The 16,381-nt window shown below is 46.3% G+C and carries 21 protein-coding genes and 2 pseudogenes; 7 read left to right on the forward strand and 16 right to left on the reverse strand.

Annotated elements, in window-relative coordinates:
* Positions 1-19: 19 nt before the first annotated feature.
* Positions 20-793: a hypothetical protein gene (locus ACO2Q8_RS01700; RefSeq protein WP_423343040.1), complete on the reverse strand. Its 774-nt coding sequence runs from the start codon at positions 791-793 to the stop codon at positions 20-22.
* 119 nt (positions 794-912) lie between these two features.
* On the opposite strand from ACO2Q8_RS01700, the gene ACO2Q8_RS01705 reads away from it, so the two are divergent.
* The 3 genes from ACO2Q8_RS01705 (at position 913) to ACO2Q8_RS01715 (ending at position 3,159) form a co-directional block, all read left to right on the forward strand.
* The gene (locus tag ACO2Q8_RS01705) at positions 913-1,440 is read left to right on the forward strand and encodes a recombinase family protein (RefSeq protein WP_423343230.1); all 528 of its coding nucleotides are present in this window, start codon (positions 913-915) and stop codon (positions 1,438-1,440) included.
* A gap of 108 nt (positions 1,441-1,548) precedes the next feature.
* Positions 1,549-2,580, forward strand: coding sequence for an SDR family oxidoreductase (locus tag ACO2Q8_RS01710; protein ID WP_423343041.1), 1,032 nt, complete (start codon positions 1,549-1,551; stop codon positions 2,578-2,580).
* Entirely contained in the window at positions 2,581-3,159 is a 579-nt protein-coding gene (locus tag ACO2Q8_RS01715; protein ID WP_423343042.1) for a Crp/Fnr family transcriptional regulator, read from the forward strand.
* Between the two features lie 309 nt (positions 3,160-3,468).
* On the opposite strand, the pseudogene ACO2Q8_RS01720 reads toward ACO2Q8_RS01715, so the two are convergent.
* From ACO2Q8_RS01720 to ACO2Q8_RS01735, 4 genes and pseudogenes are all read right to left on the reverse strand, one after another.
* Positions 3,469-3,663 (reverse strand): annotated as a pseudogene (locus tag ACO2Q8_RS01720) (helix-turn-helix domain-containing protein); the annotation flags it as partial.
* Positions 3,664-4,710: 1,047 nt separating this feature from the next.
* On the reverse strand, positions 4,711-5,064 hold the full coding sequence (locus ACO2Q8_RS01725; protein ID WP_423343043.1) for a T9SS type A sorting domain-containing protein: 354 nt from the start codon (positions 5,062-5,064) through the stop codon (positions 4,711-4,713).
* A gap of 468 nt (positions 5,065-5,532) precedes the next feature.
* Positions 5,533-5,958, reverse strand: coding sequence for a hypothetical protein (locus ACO2Q8_RS01730; protein ID WP_423343044.1), 426 nt, complete (start codon positions 5,956-5,958; stop codon positions 5,533-5,535).
* Positions 5,959-5,970: 12 nt separating this feature from the next.
* Entirely contained in the window at positions 5,971-6,639 is a 669-nt protein-coding gene (locus ACO2Q8_RS01735) for a hypothetical protein (protein WP_423343045.1), read from the reverse strand.
* 158 nt (positions 6,640-6,797) lie between these two features.
* On the opposite strand from ACO2Q8_RS01735, the pseudogene ACO2Q8_RS01740 reads away from it, so the two are divergent.
* Positions 6,798-7,280 (forward strand): annotated as a pseudogene (locus ACO2Q8_RS01740) (DNA/RNA non-specific endonuclease); the annotation flags it as partial.
* A 149-nt stretch (positions 7,281-7,429) separates the two neighbouring features.
* Here ACO2Q8_RS01740 and ACO2Q8_RS01745 read toward each other — a convergent pair.
* Complete coding sequence (locus ACO2Q8_RS01745; RefSeq protein WP_423343046.1) at positions 7,430-7,756, reverse strand: hypothetical protein; 327 nt, start codon at positions 7,754-7,756, stop codon at positions 7,430-7,432.
* Positions 7,757-7,959: 203 nt separating this feature from the next.
* Entirely contained in the window at positions 7,960-8,559 is a 600-nt protein-coding gene (locus tag ACO2Q8_RS01750) for a hypothetical protein (RefSeq protein ID WP_423343047.1), read from the reverse strand.
* A 74-nt stretch (positions 8,560-8,633) separates the two neighbouring features.
* Here ACO2Q8_RS01750 and ACO2Q8_RS01755 point away from each other — a divergent pair, with 74 nt between their 5' ends.
* Positions 8,634-9,269, forward strand: coding sequence for an FISUMP domain-containing protein (locus ACO2Q8_RS01755; protein WP_423343048.1), 636 nt, complete (start codon positions 8,634-8,636; stop codon positions 9,267-9,269).
* Between the two features lie 190 nt (positions 9,270-9,459).
* On the opposite strand, the gene ACO2Q8_RS01760 is transcribed toward ACO2Q8_RS01755, so the two are convergent.
* The 9 genes from ACO2Q8_RS01760 to ACO2Q8_RS01800 all read right to left on the reverse strand — a co-directional run bounded on the left by ACO2Q8_RS01760 (position 9,460) and on the right by ACO2Q8_RS01800 (position 14,881).
* On the reverse strand, positions 9,460-10,509 hold the full coding sequence (locus ACO2Q8_RS01760; protein ID WP_423343049.1) for a serine hydrolase domain-containing protein: 1,050 nt from the start codon (positions 10,507-10,509) through the stop codon (positions 9,460-9,462).
* 20 nt (positions 10,510-10,529) lie between these two features.
* Complete coding sequence (locus tag ACO2Q8_RS01765; protein WP_423343050.1) at positions 10,530-10,730, reverse strand: helix-turn-helix domain-containing protein; 201 nt, start codon at positions 10,728-10,730, stop codon at positions 10,530-10,532.
* 3 nt (positions 10,731-10,733) lie between these two features.
* Positions 10,734-11,315 (reverse strand): hypothetical protein, encoded by a 582-nt coding sequence (locus tag ACO2Q8_RS01770; protein ID WP_423343051.1) that lies wholly within the window; start codon positions 11,313-11,315, stop codon positions 10,734-10,736.
* A gap of 640 nt (positions 11,316-11,955) precedes the next feature.
* The gene (locus ACO2Q8_RS01775) at positions 11,956-12,471 is read right to left on the reverse strand and encodes a hypothetical protein (RefSeq protein ID WP_423343052.1); all 516 of its coding nucleotides are present in this window, start codon (positions 12,469-12,471) and stop codon (positions 11,956-11,958) included.
* Between the two features lie 128 nt (positions 12,472-12,599).
* Positions 12,600-12,923 carry an ATP-binding protein gene (locus ACO2Q8_RS01780; protein ID WP_423343053.1) on the reverse strand — a complete coding sequence of 108 codons (324 nt, stop codon included), beginning with the start codon at positions 12,921-12,923 and terminating at the stop codon, positions 12,600-12,602.
* Positions 12,877-13,365, reverse strand: a complete 489-nt coding sequence (locus tag ACO2Q8_RS01785; protein ID WP_423343054.1) for an ATP-binding protein — start codon at positions 13,363-13,365, stop codon at positions 12,877-12,879. The genes ACO2Q8_RS01780 and ACO2Q8_RS01785 overlap by 47 nt, the downstream gene beginning before the upstream one ends.
* 18 nt (positions 13,366-13,383) lie before the next feature.
* On the reverse strand, positions 13,384-13,923 hold the full coding sequence (locus ACO2Q8_RS01790) for a Mu transposase domain-containing protein (RefSeq protein WP_423343055.1): 540 nt from the start codon (positions 13,921-13,923) through the stop codon (positions 13,384-13,386).
* 75 nt (positions 13,924-13,998) lie between these two features.
* Complete coding sequence (gene istA / locus ACO2Q8_RS01795) at positions 13,999-14,697, reverse strand: IS21 family transposase (protein WP_423343056.1); 699 nt, start codon at positions 14,695-14,697, stop codon at positions 13,999-14,001.
* Complete coding sequence (locus ACO2Q8_RS01800) at positions 14,681-14,881, reverse strand: helix-turn-helix domain-containing protein (RefSeq protein ID WP_423343231.1); 201 nt, start codon at positions 14,879-14,881, stop codon at positions 14,681-14,683. Before ACO2Q8_RS01800 ends, istA begins: the two co-directional genes overlap by 17 nt.
* Before the next feature lie 598 nt (positions 14,882-15,479).
* Here ACO2Q8_RS01800 and ACO2Q8_RS01805 point away from each other — a divergent pair.
* Positions 15,480-15,959 (forward strand): DUF2975 domain-containing protein, encoded by a 480-nt coding sequence (locus ACO2Q8_RS01805; protein WP_423343057.1) that lies wholly within the window; start codon positions 15,480-15,482, stop codon positions 15,957-15,959.
* Between the two features lie 3 nt (positions 15,960-15,962).
* Entirely contained in the window at positions 15,963-16,199 is a 237-nt protein-coding gene (locus ACO2Q8_RS01810) for a helix-turn-helix domain-containing protein (RefSeq protein WP_423343058.1), read from the forward strand.
* Positions 16,200-16,381 lie beyond the last annotated feature (182 nt).

A 16,381-nucleotide genomic window follows, 5' to 3' on the forward strand; every position in this document is an offset into this window, starting at 1 on the left:
CACAATTTGCTGAGTTAACTTAGAACAAGGGGCTTTCATTTAGAGATGATTGATGAATAGGAAAGCTATGTCCGTACTTTTCATTCACATCGGAAACCAAAGGTCTTAACCAGGATGGGCTTGTTGGTGAAACGTAAACAATCTCAATTAGCTTTTCAAGATCAACCGGAACGAGCTTGCCAGTTAAAGGATTAGGTTGACCAATTGCTAAGCCTGTTTCATTTTCTGAATCTTTTGGAAGCTCGTCCTTAAAAATCGCTCGAAGCTCTCTTTCATGAGCAAAAGAAAGGCGCTTGTGCATGAACCTGTGCAAACTATCATCTGCCCTTATCGGCGTTTCTTCTGCCGAGTAATCAATGTAGTCTACAATCCCAATACGGATGTTGTCTGGGAGTGATTCGTTCAATAGTGAGTACGTCGATTGTATGGCGATTGCTTCGTTAGTCTGCCCATAGAGTTGCCACATGGCGGCAGATTCGTTTTCGTTCATATGCCAGCAGTTGATATAGACGTATTCCCTCTGCCATTTCATATTAACTGAAAATCTTTCGAGGGCATAATCAGGTATCCATATCTCCTTGAAATTAACTTTCCGATTTAAAAGGTTCTGCTTTGTATATGCGCCTTCATATGGATCTCCGAATAAGTCAGCTCTGGAAAAGAATAGGGAACGAGATTGCAGTATAGAAACATATTTAGTAAAACTCATATACCGCCATATCTTTATGCTTTTATCCCTTGGAGGGCGATATGCATAACTGACTTGATTTTTACGGGAATATGCTTTTTCCATTATAAATGTAGAATTACCATTTTGCTCCCAATGATACAGGGTAATTAATTGTCAGGTCTTGTTTTCCCTCTGCTAATCTTATAATTTCTCACACTTTTTGCAATTAAATCGCGCAGGATATCGGACTCGATGCTCAGAAGGCAGCTGTTCAAAGCTTCGTAAAAGATGCCCCAATCGTTGCGGAGTTCTTACAGGTTGAGTCGGGCAAGAAGATCCAACGGGCGCAACTGGCCGCAGCCATCGACGCAGCCAAAAAGCAAAACGCTATCCTGGTAATCGCCAAACTCGACCGCCTGAGCCGGAACGCGGGCTTTATCTTTGCGCTAAGGGATTCTGGGGTAGACTTTCAATGTGTGGATCTGCCGGAAGCCAATACGCTTACCATCGGCATCTTTGCGACGCTGGGCCAACACGAACGGGAGCTAATCAGCGGACGAACGAAGGCGGCACTGGCTCAGAAGAAAGCACAGGGAAAGGTCCTCGGTAAACCTGAGAACCTGACACACGAAGCCCAGGTAAAGGGAGCCGCAGCAACCCGGCAACGTGCGGTTGAAAACAGGAACAACCGCAGGGCTTCGGCAATGGTGGCCCACCTGCGCAGCCAGGGTAAGACCTACGCCGAGATTGCCCAACATAGGTGTTCTTAACGTCTGTCAACTTTCGTCCGTAGCATACGGTTGCCGTTTTTTTACCAAATGTTAATAGTGGACCGTCTGAGTTTGAAGACCTTTGACCAAACAAACAGGCATCATGTCATGGACAGCAAGCGAGTACTACTAACCGGTGTAACGGGCTTTTTAGGCTCACACACCGCCATTCAGCTCTTGAACAAAGGCTACAAAGTGATCGGAACACTACGAAGTAAAAAAAGAATTGATGAGATCAGGGCCGTCATTGCCAAACATACGGATCACATTGAAAACCTTACGTTCGCCGAGGCTGACTTAAGCGATCAAGATCGTTGGTACGAACTCACCCGCAAGGTTGACTACGTTCAACACGTGGCCTCGCCTTTTCCCCGAGAATCACCCAAACATGAGGATGAGCTAATTAATCCGGCCAAAAACGGAACGCTAACCATCATGAAAGCTGCCCTAAAAAATAACGTGAAGCGCGTGGTGATAACTTCCTCATTAGCCGCCATCGCTTACGGAAAAACACCGGAAGAACGCAGGAAGGTATTCACGGAAAGCGATTGGAGCGATGTGACCAGAAACGAGGATATTACTCCCTACTACAAAAGCAAGACGATAGCCGAAAAGGCGGCTTGGGATTTTATCCAGCAAAACCATACTGATCATGACCTGGAGTTGACAACGGTCTGTCCGGGGGTGATGTTAGGGCCCGTTATTGACCAGGATTTTGGCACCTCCGCCAACATGATCATCATACTTATGAACGGTAGTTTTCCGGCCTTGCCCAAGATTGAGTTTGACATTGTGGATGTTCGGTCGGTGGCTGACCTGTTGATTAGAGCGATGGAAGCGCCACAAGCAGCCGGGAATCGGTACATTGCCACCGCGCAGCATTTGACGTTAAAGGAAATTGCCCAGGTACTAAAGCGGCACTACCCGGAACGGAAAATCCCCACCGCTCAACTTCCCAACGTTATCACCAAGATGCTCTCCTACGTTCAGCCCGTACTTAAACCAACGTTACTGGAAGTCGTAAAGCGGAAAATTGACGGAAGTAAAGCCCACAAAGAACTGGGCTGGCAACCTATACCAGCCGAAGAAGCGGTACTGGCTTGCGCGGAAAGTATAGTAGCGAATAAACTGGTTAAGTAAATGCAGAAGCTAAAAGCGGCCTTGTCTTTCGGTGGTATCCTGGCAAAAGACGATATTGATACGTTGACCGCGCATTTTACGTATCGCACACTTAAAGCGGGTGAATCCATACAGGATCTGGATAAAGTAGCTACCGAGGTTATTTTCGTTGATACTGGTATTTTGCGTATCTACAGCCTGGATGCGGATGGGACGGAGGTGACTAAATATTTTGTCCGGGAGCATCAGTTTTTTGCCAATTTGGAGAGTTATTATTCCCGGCAGGCAGCGACGGATGCTATCGAAACGGTAGTTCAGAGCGAAGTGTACACCGTTAAGCTTGCGGTTTTTGAAAGCTATTTTTTGAGGGTTCCTAACTTATTTATTTTTTTTAAGAGCATCGTCGAAGCCACCTTACTGAATAAAATCAAAGACAATGATTTTCTGAATTTCGGTACGGCGAAAACAAAGTACCTTGAGTTTGTTAGTCGCTATCCGACATTGGCGCAACAAGTGCCCCAACAATACATTGCATCCTATCTGAAAATTACTCCTCAATCGTTGAGTCGTATTCGAAAGGAGCTTGCTAAACATGGATAGTTACGGAAGCTAGGCCGACATTGAATCAGCAAGCTGATTCAATGTCGGCCTAGCTCCTCGAAAGTTGGCTGGTCCGACGCGAAATCCGGCCGGACCGGAAAGCTTCAGTATCTACGGCTAGCCGCTGCGTGTAAACCACAATAGCATCTGGCCGGGTACCGGAGCCAATTTTGCTGGTCGGTGGCGGCTTCATACACCACCTCAGCAATAGCTTCGGCGGTTGAAAACTGCGTAGAGATGATGTGGGGCTACATAATCGGCCATCACTGGGTTAGGTGGGGTGTGGCGCGATCAGTCAATCGGAACGGATCAGTTAAATGAAGCCCTGAATTCCAGCGGACTCTGGTTCGTTTTTGCTTTGAACAGTTTGCTGAACGGGGGCAAATGCTCAAAACCCAGCTCGTAAGCAATTTCACTAACCGATAAGCCCGTTGTTGATAGTTTTTCTTTGGCCCGCTCGATCAGTTTGTCATGGATGTGTTGCTGGGTAGTTTGTCCAGTTAGGCCTGTAGTGCAAAACGGGGCCAAAATAAAAATAGGAGTTTTCAACTCGCTTTTTTTATTTTGGCCCCGTTTTGCACTACAGACCAAGCTAATGCGGTCGGGTAGGCTGTAATTCGTGCCGGCATAACTACCGGAGCCATTACCGCAAAATTTGGTATTGCCAAAGTACAACCCCGAACGCGGCAACTTTCTCTAATTAGCTTAGACGGCTGGGAAAGTACAATATCCGAGTTTTCCGCCGAACTGCGGAAAACCCCGTCTTGCCTTTGCCTGGAAGGGGTCGCGTTTCAAACGGACACTGATTATCAGGTTTTTACAGGTTCGGGCAAAAACCTATCTATCATTCTTTGCTTAACCAAAATGTTAAGCAAAAAGGGTGTGACAACCCGTAACACCCTTGTTATAGCTATCGAAGTCAGATTTCCTGACTTCGATAGCTATAACAAGGGTGTCTGATTTTGCGACATCCCCTAAACTCCCCAATATGGGTAGTTTCCATTTCCGTCCGCTGCCAATGGACGCTATTGCCAATCGAACGTGTCGCGTTTGAAACGCGACACGTAGCGCGTTATCCGTTTTTCGGACTTCGCTTATGGATGCCCCGAGAGGGGTATGGAGGTTCCATACCCCTACCTGTTATTTACCTGTTACCAGGTGCGGGGCAAACCTGACTTAGATTGAATCGAACTTAGCATGTAACGGATCGTTACGCCTGGCGCGTAGCTGGTGGCTACATACCGGCTTAAGGGTCGCGTTTCAAACGCTGCCCTTGCTCACCCTTTTGGACAAAAAAAGGCCAGCGATTAAGCCAGCCTCTACGCCCCCACCATAGGGTTCCCCCAATATCGGGTAAGTGAAGATAGCAACAACCCCAACGATTCACAAGAGAAGGACGTAATTTATTTACGTTCAAGGAAAGAAGCCACCCGGTTCTCCGCTGCCGACCTCTGCAAAAAAGCCAGCACCTAACCAGGCACTGGCTTTTGAATAAGGTCTCCTACTGTATTAAATTGCATTGCCGGGCTTAAGACAAAATTTATCAATATCTCACTTACTGATTACAACCCGCTGATTATCTAGTTTTTGCCCCATTTTGATGCGTACGTAGTATATCCCTTTCTTTAAGTTTTTCACTGAGAAATTAACCTCTTTCTTTGACTGAAAGTATTTATTTGCCTTCGCGCCCTTGACATCAAATTGCTCAATAATCTGACCATCACTATCTGCCAAGGACACCTCGTTTAACATTAGGTCTGTGTACTCAGCATCATCGAATGAGACAGTGACTAGATCATTAGACGGGTTAGGGTATGCCATTGAATAGCCACTGTACGCTTCACTCGTTACCATAAACACATCCGACTCTCCTGCCCCCAGACTGTTACTTGGCTGAACCTGCATTCTTATGTAATTGGTAGGAACTACGGTACAGATATGAGGGCTACTTGGATTAACCCAGTAACTTCCACTGCCGCCCACCTGCGTCCAGGTGTAAGAAGTTGCTTTCCCGTCTGTGCTGACGGCGCAATCCCCACTATAATTGGGGGTTGTGATATATGGGTAGCTCCCCACTGGAGCACCATCGAAGTAACGTTGAGCAATATACGGCGGTCCAGTAAAATAGCTGATGGCACTCGACACCCCACAGCCATTTGTGGCCCTCACGGAAACCGTTCCACCAAAATTTGTCGTACTGATTGTTTGACTGTTAAAAGTACCTGTATTTCCCGTTGTGCTACTCGTGCTACTATTTACCCTGAGTCCATAAGTAGTTTGCCACGTTACGGAAGTGTAATAGGTTGGATTGTAACAAGGTCCTATTGCTGCGGAGCCGGGCTGATCTTTAACTTGAACAGTGAGGGTACCTGATTAAAAGGCTTGAAGGGATGGAGGGGAAGAGAAGGTAAGTGTTGGCGTAGATTCCACGTTAAATGTAAAGGTATGTTGAACACTTCCGTCAACACCCTTAAACTTAATGATCCCGTTCTGAGGATAGCTATAAGAAATGCGAAGAATGCTTGGATCAAGTCCATTTGATGCGCTGTAGCCAGGCGGAAGAGATAGTACATTTGAGGCCGAAAGATTAGCCATAGTTCTGTAGGCAGAACCGTCATAATAACTTGCATATATATCAAAAGAATCCCCTCCGCTACTACAAGGGACAAGTAAAATGGCTCCGTCAGAATATTCCTGACCATTACTCGTGCTTTTGATCTTAAAGTTGGATTGAGCCCAAACAGGTACAGAGTTGTTTAAAATCCAAGCACAAAGAAGAAATAGAGATAGGTTTTTCATCTGGCATGAAAGTTAAAAGTGAAAACTAAGGCCAATTGTATTGATGGGAATAAATTGGTAGCTGTTCCGAGGGAATTCCAAATAGGTGTGATATCCACTGGCGAAACCCCGCTCATTCTGGGAATAGAAAACGCGGCTAATCTGAAAACTTGATTCAATCGATAAAGACAGAAAACGGGTCACAAAATATTGAAAGCCAATTAGCGCTGCTCCGCCCCGTTCCTGTGTTGTTTCGATCACATCCACGCCCGTTCCGCTATAGGGTTCAGGGTTTGGGATATCCCATATACTATAATTATCACGTTGGTAGCGCGAGAAAAGGTCAATACCACCATACATACGTGATTTGATCGCGCCTTTGCTAATCGTCAGAATCTTCTGATGTTCATACCCAATTCTCAACAGGGAGGCCTGGTTGTAATTTCGGTCTCTGAATGCGATGTATTCAGAGTTTTTTATGTAGCCCCCTCGAAGTCTGAAGGCTCCGTTTCTGCCAACTTTTCGTCGGACTAAAAGGGAATAGTTAGGCAGTGTATTCTTATTTAACAATCCCAGCAGATCCGTGCCAACCTCCCACTTTGGTTGGCTGGAAACACTATCCTTTGTCAAACCTTGCGCCTGTACCAAAAAGGTATTCAGCAGTAGATTGATGAGTATGAAATAACGTAAATTTTTAGCCATAAGGACCCGGTTTAGCAGGGAACACAGATGTTGTAGAGCAACTAACTTGAAGGCTACTTCCCCTTCTATTTCTATATGACTATACATCGTTTAACTTCGTTGCGATCACGATAAACAAAATTTGAAGGTATGTTTATGATTATGACGATTTAGGTTCAACGGCTGAGGAAAACCAATCGACCTTCATCCTGACCAACATCGTACCCCAGGCACCCCGGCATAACCGGGAGGGCTGGAATCAGTTGGAAGCTTACACCCGTAAGCTCATCACAGAGGGAAACGAAGCCTACATCATTGCGGGCACCCACGGCAAAGGTGGTGAAGGCGACAACGGCAAGGCGGAAACCATCGCGGGCGTCAAGGTAACGGTTCCGGCCGTGCTGTGGAAGGTGATTGTCGTGCTGCCGGTGGGTATTAATGATTTGAGCCGGATCAACACCCAGACGCGCGTTATTGCCGTCTGGATACCTAACACTAACGCCTACGGGGAGGAGCCCTGGAGCAGCTTCCGGGTCAGTGTTGACGACATCGAGCGGTTGACGGGCTATGATCTGCTTTCAAACGTTCCCGACGCGGTGGAACGGGAGATTGAGAGTCAGTCGGACAAGGTGACGGTGCAAGCGGTGGAGGTGGATTGGTGACAACAACTCGTTAAACACCAACAATTCTGCACTTAGATTTATAGAATGAGTTCTTGAAGAAGTAGTATAGGAGATGTCTTCTCAATCAGCACGGAACCTACTGTTTGAGGTCGTAAAGTGATCCCTCGTTTTATGTACTCAAAAAAATATCAACTCTCGTTGTCTTGGCTGAAGTCAATAACTGTTTTGACATGCTTATAATGAGCAATAATAGGGTGACCAGAAGCGACGCCACGGCTGTAGGAACAGATTAAGTAGCCCCGATCGTTTTTGAAGATGGCCATGACAACCTCACGACTGGTCTCCGACACCCGACCGACGGCTTCAGTAGTCAGTTTTCCGTCTAACTCATAGTCAACTTGATATACACGATCAGTTAGGGGTTCATAGCCTAGTTTAATCAAATAAGCAACAATGCGCTCATAGACTCTTTTGAGTTGGGATTCCTCAGTGATAAAAGGAATGAAGAATTTCATACGTGACGGTTTAGGAGTCCTTAGCCGTCGACTCTGAAAGAAAGAGGGGAGGGAGAAAGCTCGAAGTGAGACTAATGGGGTAAAGGTATCAATATAAAGTCACCAAACAATTTTAATGTAATAAACCTCCGAATCTCAGTCACATTAACCTCTCATTTATTGAACCGATTGCAACTATTTAAAACCTCGGCAACCTCATGACTTCAATCAATTCTCCGGAAGCGAAACGTGCTCGGATCAGAGCCCCCGGTATTGAGAAACAGTCTATTGCTCGAAATCTGTAGACCCGGATTGCGTATATACCAATTATCTTCTCTGGGTTGAGCATTGGTTTCGATTTGGAAAAAAGTAGCTATTTTGATCATCTCAAAATTGACTTGATCCGTCTGCTTCCCTTCCTGAATAACCGTAATCTGGTTGTTACCGACAACAAGTTGGACTTTGGGTACAGGTGGGTTAGGAATCATCGAAGTAACGGCAATCAACTCCCATCTCCCATTGAACCATTGCTGGGCTTGACTCAAATCGTCCGTATAGGTAAGATCCCCTGGATTATCTTGCTCAGGGGTCATAGCGTGATGACAACCAGCAACAATAATTAGTAACCACAGCAAGAGGCTTTTCAGAACAGGTTTCATAGGAAGAATGAGAAGCGTTTGACAAACGACCCTAAAGAATCGCCGATGGTTGGAGTTGGTAATTGTTTTAGCACCTGAAAAATTGGCGGGAAGGCTAGTTTTAGAAAAAACAGGCGCAGGAATAAGTATAATCAAATAAAAATCACCAGTCAAACAATCCTCCATTTTTGGAAAGATCTATTACGGCTATATATCTTTCAGCTAAGCCTTATAATGACAATACTAAACCTGAAATAACAATGATGAAACAACACATCTGTGCCGTACTTGCTACCTTATTTTTCACCCAATTAGCAATTGCCCAATCTACTGGCACCTTCATTGACTCGCGAGATGGCCAAACGTATAAAACGATCAGCTTTAAGGAAGCTTCGACGGGCAAAACCGTTACCTGGATGGCACAAAACCTGAACTATAAAGTTGAAGGTAGCTATGCATATGATGACAATGAGACTAATCGAAAAGAACTGGGCTTGCTTTACACTTGGGAGGCTGCGAAAAAAGCCTGTCCCAACGGTTGGCATTTATCAACCGATAGCGAATGGGCTAAACTTGTGAATCAGTTTGGCGGTATGGACTATGCCGGTGAAGCGCTAAAAAGCGTCAAAGGCTGGAAAGAAGACGGTAACGGCACGAACAGTAGCGACTTTGACGCTCTTCCGGGAGGTCAACGCAGACCCGATGGTAGTTATATGGTACTGGGTAGTCTCGGTTTCTTTTGGACGTCCTCACCCGCGGGCGCTGAAGGCAAAGCCTGGGGATGGAACTTTCACTATGGCGGCCCTCCCAGTAGCAATAAACTAAATTTAAAAAAAGCGTTCCGTTTCGATGTCAATGTCGCTGGCGGAGTCTCAGTTCGTTGTGTTCGGGATTAAGTTATTCGCATGCGGTTATGGAGATGAAAACAAAACCATACACCCAGGAATTAGAAAAAATCCGGAGGCTAATGGAAGGGCAAGACAGAAAAAAATTACTTGAATCAAACAAACGTCCCATTCATTAACCACCCGATTTATGGACTTTGAAAGTGTAGCAAAAATGGAGCGTTTAAAGAAACACTTGTCGTTATTCTTTTGCTTTCAATAGCCGGCTAATGTCATTCTCCAGATCAGCTAGATCAAGCCCGCCCGCATTGGCCAATAACACAATCAGTTGATTAGACTGGCTTCTGCGGCTCAGAAAACTGGTACAGCCCGGAAGATCACCTTTGTGATAGGCCACATCCCAGATACCACCCCGTTCGCGCAAGTACCAGCCATAACCATATTTTTCTTTGACGTGCTGGTGAACCATCAGGTTACGCATCTGTTTTGACAAAAATTCATTGGAATTCAGTCCCTGATTAAACTTGATCAAATCGGCCGTCGTTGAATAGAGCGAACCGGCGCCATCGACGACCACTAGGGAATACGGTATGACCGCGGGCTGGGCCTGATCAGTCGTCTGGTAGCCAACGGCCAGGTTCGGGATAGTATCCAACTTCCGGGCTACCCCCGACGATGCCATACCCAAGGGTCTAAAGATCAGCTCACTGAGTAAGTCAGGAAAAGACTTTCTGGCAGCTATCTCCGCTATTCTCGCCAATAGAACATAGCCCGAATTGGAATACTCGAAATCAGCTCCCGGCTCGAACTTGAAGCCGATCTGGCTCAAGTCGGCTTCGAGAAACGGACGCTTCTTTGAAATAAATTCCTTGATGCCTGACGTATGCGTCAATAAATGGTGGAGGGTGACCTTGCTCAGCTTTGCCTGATGAACCGTTTTAAAATACTTGGTCAGCCCATCGGTCAGGTTGAGCTTGCCTTGGTCGGCTAATTTTAAGATGAGTATCGCGGTAAAAGGCTTGGAAAGTGAAGCCAGTAAGAAGCGAGTACTATCAGTGTTGACTAAGTTGGCAGCTACATTGGCTTTCCCAATGCTTTTTTTATAAATGACCTTCCCTTGGTCCAGCACGAGCACATTTCCAACAAACCTATGCGCTTGAGCGGCTTTTTCAACCAGGTAATCGATTTTCTCCGGTTTGGTTTTTCCTGGGTTCGAGTCGCAACTGATCAGGTTACACACGGCCAATAGCCAGCCTACAGCCATGAAAATGGCCCTTATTACCTTGTTCATATGATAGAAGAATTAGTTAGTTAATCGATGTCTAGTAGATCGCCCGGCTTACAATCTAAAGCCCGGCAAAGGGCTTCTAAGGTCGCGAATCGAACGCCTTTTACTTTTCCGGTTTTAAGCAGTGATAAGTTCGTCATAGAGATTCCGAGTTTCTCGGATAATTCGGTCAGCGACATCTTTTTCTTGGCCATAGCCACATCCAGGTTTACGATAATGGGCATGGCTTATAGAATCGATTCGCTGTCGGTCTGGTACTCGTATCCTTGCCGGAATACTTCCGCCAAAATCAATAGCAGCAACCCCAGCGTGAACGTACGGAAATCAAAATGAAATGGATACTCGTCGAAGGTGGCCCCGGAAAGCCGGATCGTGGAGGTGGTATAAAGCCGATGCAGGATGTCTTCCAGCACATCGAAAAATACCAGAAATAACACCGAGAAGGCCATCCATTTGATCCGGGCCGCATTATTACCTGCAAACGGCTGATTCTTCGAAAAGCCGGAGAAAATCTGCTTGAGGTGCCCGGTGACAAACAGGATTAACCCGATGTAAACCAGGTTATGCAGAGTTTGAAGTAATCGCCGGCCCAGTGTGCTGTCCTCAAACGAGAGCGTCTGCCCGGAGCTGGTGACTTCCGCATCTGAGCGGCCACGCAGTTCAAACGCTGTGATCTGATCACTCACCGGACTGAAAGTCGGCTTGGTGCTACCGGAAGTCAGGGTAATGGGCCAGTCATAGCGGATGCCGTCATCATCGAGGAAAACCAAGGGGGGCGTCAACAGCAGCAAGAATTCCAGATACCACACGAAGGTAGTTACCCTATTGAGGAGCGAAGAGATTGATCGATTACCTAAAGCCTTCATACATTATTTTTTACGAAGGTAACTATTTTACGTAAAACATAAAAATATTTATGTTTTACGTAAAAACTGAGTAACTCTGGTTTAGTTACTAAATCATGGAAACAGGCGCGAGGGCCAGTTGAGGCTGGGCAATACGCTTGAAAGTGAAAGTACAGAATGGGTTTGGGTCATGACTTGTCTGTCAAATAGATAAATTACAGCAGGTGGCTTCAGACTAGCAGGATAACGACTACACCTATCTCTTAAAACGCCCGTTTTCCAGGGACAGTGGTCCATCCTGTCACGTAGGCCTTCTAGGCATAATCCAACAGTCTCAAATAGCCGTCTCCTGAATCTATGTTCCATTTTCAGTACTACGTATGAGTTTGTGACACAAAAATCAAGTAAACAAAACCTCCGAATCCCGTACAATGTAGGGCATACTATCCAATCGAGCCTACCCGAAATACATCAATATATCCTTAGCCATTCCCTGCGCAGCCTGCTGCTCGGTTTCGTCCTCAGCCACTCCAAAAACAAAAAGCCAGCCGTGAAGCTGACTCTTTGCGGGACTACCAAAAAACACCGTATGAAACCATCTTCCCTAGGGCACACTCAGGGTGATACCAAAGCGCTGGCGAATCTTAGCCAGGCCCTTCTCCAGCCGGGGGATGTATTCGTAAAACTCATGCTGAAGAAGCTGCTTTTTCAGATCACCAAAGACCTCATTTAGCAACTTTGGGGCTTGGTCTGGCGCTCGTTGATACAGGAGTGCTCCGTAATGATAAGCCCGCCGAAGGTTCGAATTGGGCGTCACCAGCCAGCGCCGAAAGGCCGTATCGACCTCGTCGGCATACGTGGCAATTCGCCACTGCTCTTTGGGCAGGCCCTGGCTCATGACCGCTTCCAGCCGAACATCCCCGAAATACGCCCGGTAAAGCACATCGACCGGATCAGTAGAAGGCTCAGCAACGGGTTCAGGCAGAACAAGCGGCAAGAGCGATGCGGCCGGTGCCACGTCCTGGCTAACGTCCACAAAACGGGCCTGAAAGTCCTTGCCGATTTTCAGCAGGTAATCCTGAAACCGCATGTCGTAGAGTACATCAAACGAATCATTCATACCCCGATCTGTATATTTCGGAGAAGTTGACCAGGTGATTCCGTGGCAAATTGACCACCTATTTGACTCGCAGACGACTTGCGAAAAGAGGCTATTGAAGCACTGGTAAAACTACAGATTTTATCCCTTTATTGATAATTTGTTTCTACTTGAGGTTTACGCTTACGACGCATCGACTCTCCCGTCAATTCCAGTCGATGTGCATCATGAACAATCCGATCCAGAATAGCATCCGCAATGGTTTTTTCGCCAATAACCTCATGCCATTTACTGACCGGTAGTTGAGAGGTAATGATCAAGGCACTCTTACCGTGTCGATCTTCAATGATTTCCATTAACGCGGCCCGACTCTGGGCATCAAAGGGCTGGATGCCGAAGTCGTCCAGGATCAAAAGTTGTTGTCGCTCAATGCGAGTTAGCTCTTTGAGATAGGACCCATCCGCTTTGGCCATTTTTAATCGGGCAAACAACTTGGGGGTGCTGGCATATAACACGGCAGCGGCCGACCGTCCGATACCCCAGAATACAGGCTTGATGGCCTAAAGCTGACGCAATATAGCTCTTGCCAATACCCGTGCTCCCCGTAATGAGTAGAGCCTCATTGCGCTTAATAAAATCGCAATCGGCCAGTCGTAACAATTGATTACGATCCAGGCTTCGCTCGGTCTGATAAGAGAGTTCCTCAATGAAGGCTTTATAGCGGAAACGGGCATTGGTGATTTGACGGTCAATCCGGCGATTCTGTCGATCATCCCACTCGGTCTCAATCAGATAGCCAATCATCTCGTCAATCGTATAACCAACCGGCTGGCCACTTTCCAAACTAGTTTTAAAGGCCTGGAACATGCCAAACATTTTCATTTTACGCATTTTGTCTAAGCTGTTGTTATTCATTGGTGTACTGGTTTAGCGTTATCGATAATAGTCTTCTCCCCGGATGTTCTCGTGGGTAGGCATCGTGGGTTGTTCAGTTAGTAGTTCGTCTTCGTAATAGTTATCCATTCCCTTTTCTAAAATTGCCTGGATGGTTTTGTAATTGTAGATACCAAAGCTCAGCGCTCGCCGACAGGCATTGGTAAGCCGCTCTTTACCCACTTTACTGGCCAGGCTTAGGATACCCATGCAGGAGCGGTATGCTTGTTCGGGGTGTTGACGACGTTCCAACACTTTGAGGATGTAGAGTCTAACATCTTCGTGGATGTCGGCAGCCCAGTCGACAAAACGGTCGGGTGACCAATCGGCCACGAAGCGGTGAGTGGATGCCAGATGTTCCTTATCGGTGGTATAGCTATAGGGACGATATTGTCGTCGGTGCAGGGCTACTCGTTGATAGCGGACAAAAATCTCCACCGTGGAGCTGGAGTAAAGCAGCTTGACTTTGCGGCCAACATAGCGATAAGGTACACTGTAGTAGTGTTTATCAGCACCCAGACACACATGTCCGTTCTTCATTACCGTCGCATGGGTTTGCTTTTTAAACTCATAGCGTAAGACGGGAACGGAGCCAGGGCTTCCCGTTCAACTTCATCAAACTGAACCGGGCCGCCGGGGCGGTCGGCGACTATAGGTGCGCCCTTTCAGTGGTTTGCCATTATGCTGCTCCAAGAGGGTCATAATGGCTTCATTGAGTTCAGTTAATGAAGCGAAAAGTTGCTTTCGTAAGGGGGCGTAGATGCGATTGTAGACAATCTTGACAGCTCCCTCGACCAGGGCTTTATCACGGGGCCGGTAAGCTCGGGTCGGCAAAATACTCGTACCATAGTGATCAGCAAAGTCGGCAAAGGTCTCATTGAGAGTGGGTTCAAAGCGGCTACTTTTGGTGACGGCCGCTTTAAGGTTATCGGGCACGATGGCGGCCGGGACGCCCCCATAATAGTGCAGTGCGTTTTCACAAGCGGCAATAAAATCTTCCTTTTGCTGGCTCATGACAGCCTGCACATACGTGAGTTGACTCGCTCCCAGGATGGCGATGAAGACCTCAACTGGCTTTTCTTCCCCCCTTATCGGATCAACCAGGCTCAACTTAACACCGGCGAAATCCACAAATAGTTTGTCCCCTGCTTTGTGGTCCAAATGCATCACAGGCTGCACACGCGCCTTCCATTGGTTATAATAAAAACAAAACTGGGTGTACTGAAACCCATCTGGATGCTCGTTGCGGTAGGCTTCCCACAGCATCAACCGGGTTACGCCTTTTCGTTTCAGTTCTTTATCGACTTGCGGCAAGTAAGCTGGTTAAATAGCGCTTGACGGTGTTGCGGGAAACACCCGTCTGAGTAGCAATGGAGAGTTTGCTACGTCCTTGGCTAAATAGCCGAAAGATGTGTCGAATCTTGCTCATTCGGACCGCCGATGCGGCTGATTGTCGAGTTAGCCATACGGATCTGGAAGTCAAGGTTGGACCGCACATGCGGTTGATCTTCCAAAAGTATGGTTGCTTCGACAGCCTGCTTTTGCTCGACACGAGGTGGTCAGTTTGCACCGAAATCACCTGGTCAATCGTTCGCGGAATTGACTGGTCAGTTTACGCCGAAATCAGGTGGTCAATATCTCCGAAATCTCCACTACCAGCCTGACTATTCAACATATGAGCTGGTTAGATAAGATCTTGCCAAAGAAGACCAGTTATATTTTTCAAAAGCCCGTTGAATTTGAGTAACCCCACTCCCAAATAAGCCTGCATTGATCAATGTGTTAAGGAAAGCGGACCTGATGAACTGGCTAATCGTTTCGCTGACGGCGACAGCTAAGGCAAAATCCAGCAAAAACAGTAAGGATAATGACTGAAATTCGCTGGCCATTCTCTACTCGAAATAATGCTGTCCTAAAAAACTGAAAAAATAAAAGCTTTTTCAGGGTTACATTTCCCACACTTCCTCCAGTGTTTTAGCCATGACGGGCTATTGTAATAATATTTAGGTTTCATTTTTTATAAACGTTAAATATTTATTGATTATCAATAAATATTTATTATTATTGCAACAGGATACAAAATCAAATTAATCATCATGAAAAGATTTTCAATCGTATTCCTACAGGCAGTTATCGTGCTTATAGGTGTTGTGGCGCTTGCCATTTTGATTCGGTTTCCCTTAACCGAGGGACGGGCCACCAATCTAGACTTGTTCAGCATTTACGCTGACCCACTCATCTTGTATGGGTATGTAGCATCGATCGCCTTTTTTGTTGCCCTCTACAAGGCTGTTCAATTTCTCGGATACGTCGGACAGAATAAAGTATTCTCATCAAACTCGGTTAAGACTCTAAAGAGGATAAAGCAATGTGCTATCCTATTCAGTATTTTCATTGTGATGGCAGGCGTCTACATAAGGGTAGCGCATCATCAAGATGACGATCCTGCGGGTGTTATTGCTATTTGTATCGTAACTACGTTTGCTTCAATTGTGGTGGCAACTGCCGCAGCAGTATTTGAAAAATTATTGCAAAATGCCGTCGATATGAAATCTGAAAATGACTTAACCATTTGAGCCATGCCCATTACAGTAAACTTAGACGTGATGATGGCAAAGCGGAAAATTTCTTTGAATGAACTTTCGGACAAAGTCGATTTGACATTATCAAACCTTTCAATCTTAAAGACAGGAAAAGCCAAAGCCATTCGTTTCAGCACCTTAGAGGCTATTTGTAAAGCATTGGACTGCCAACCGGGTGATATTTTGGAATATGTCAATGAGAAAAATGAACAAGGAACGGCCAACATCGCCTGATTAATAATGAAATTGACCTGTAAGCTGCCCTGCGAACGTTTCGCTTCTCAAACGCGATCCAATCTAAGTCAGCGTATAATAGCTCACCTGCGAGTAGCTCATGGTCTTGAATAACGGCTAACAGTGTCAACCGATTTTCATCACACTGAGTTAGAGCACACTTAACTTAATGTCCGGTAAAA

The sequence above is a fragment of the Larkinella sp. VNQ87 genome, assembly GCF_049445795.1.
Classification (GTDB): Bacteria; Bacteroidota; Bacteroidia; order Cytophagales; family Spirosomataceae; genus Larkinella.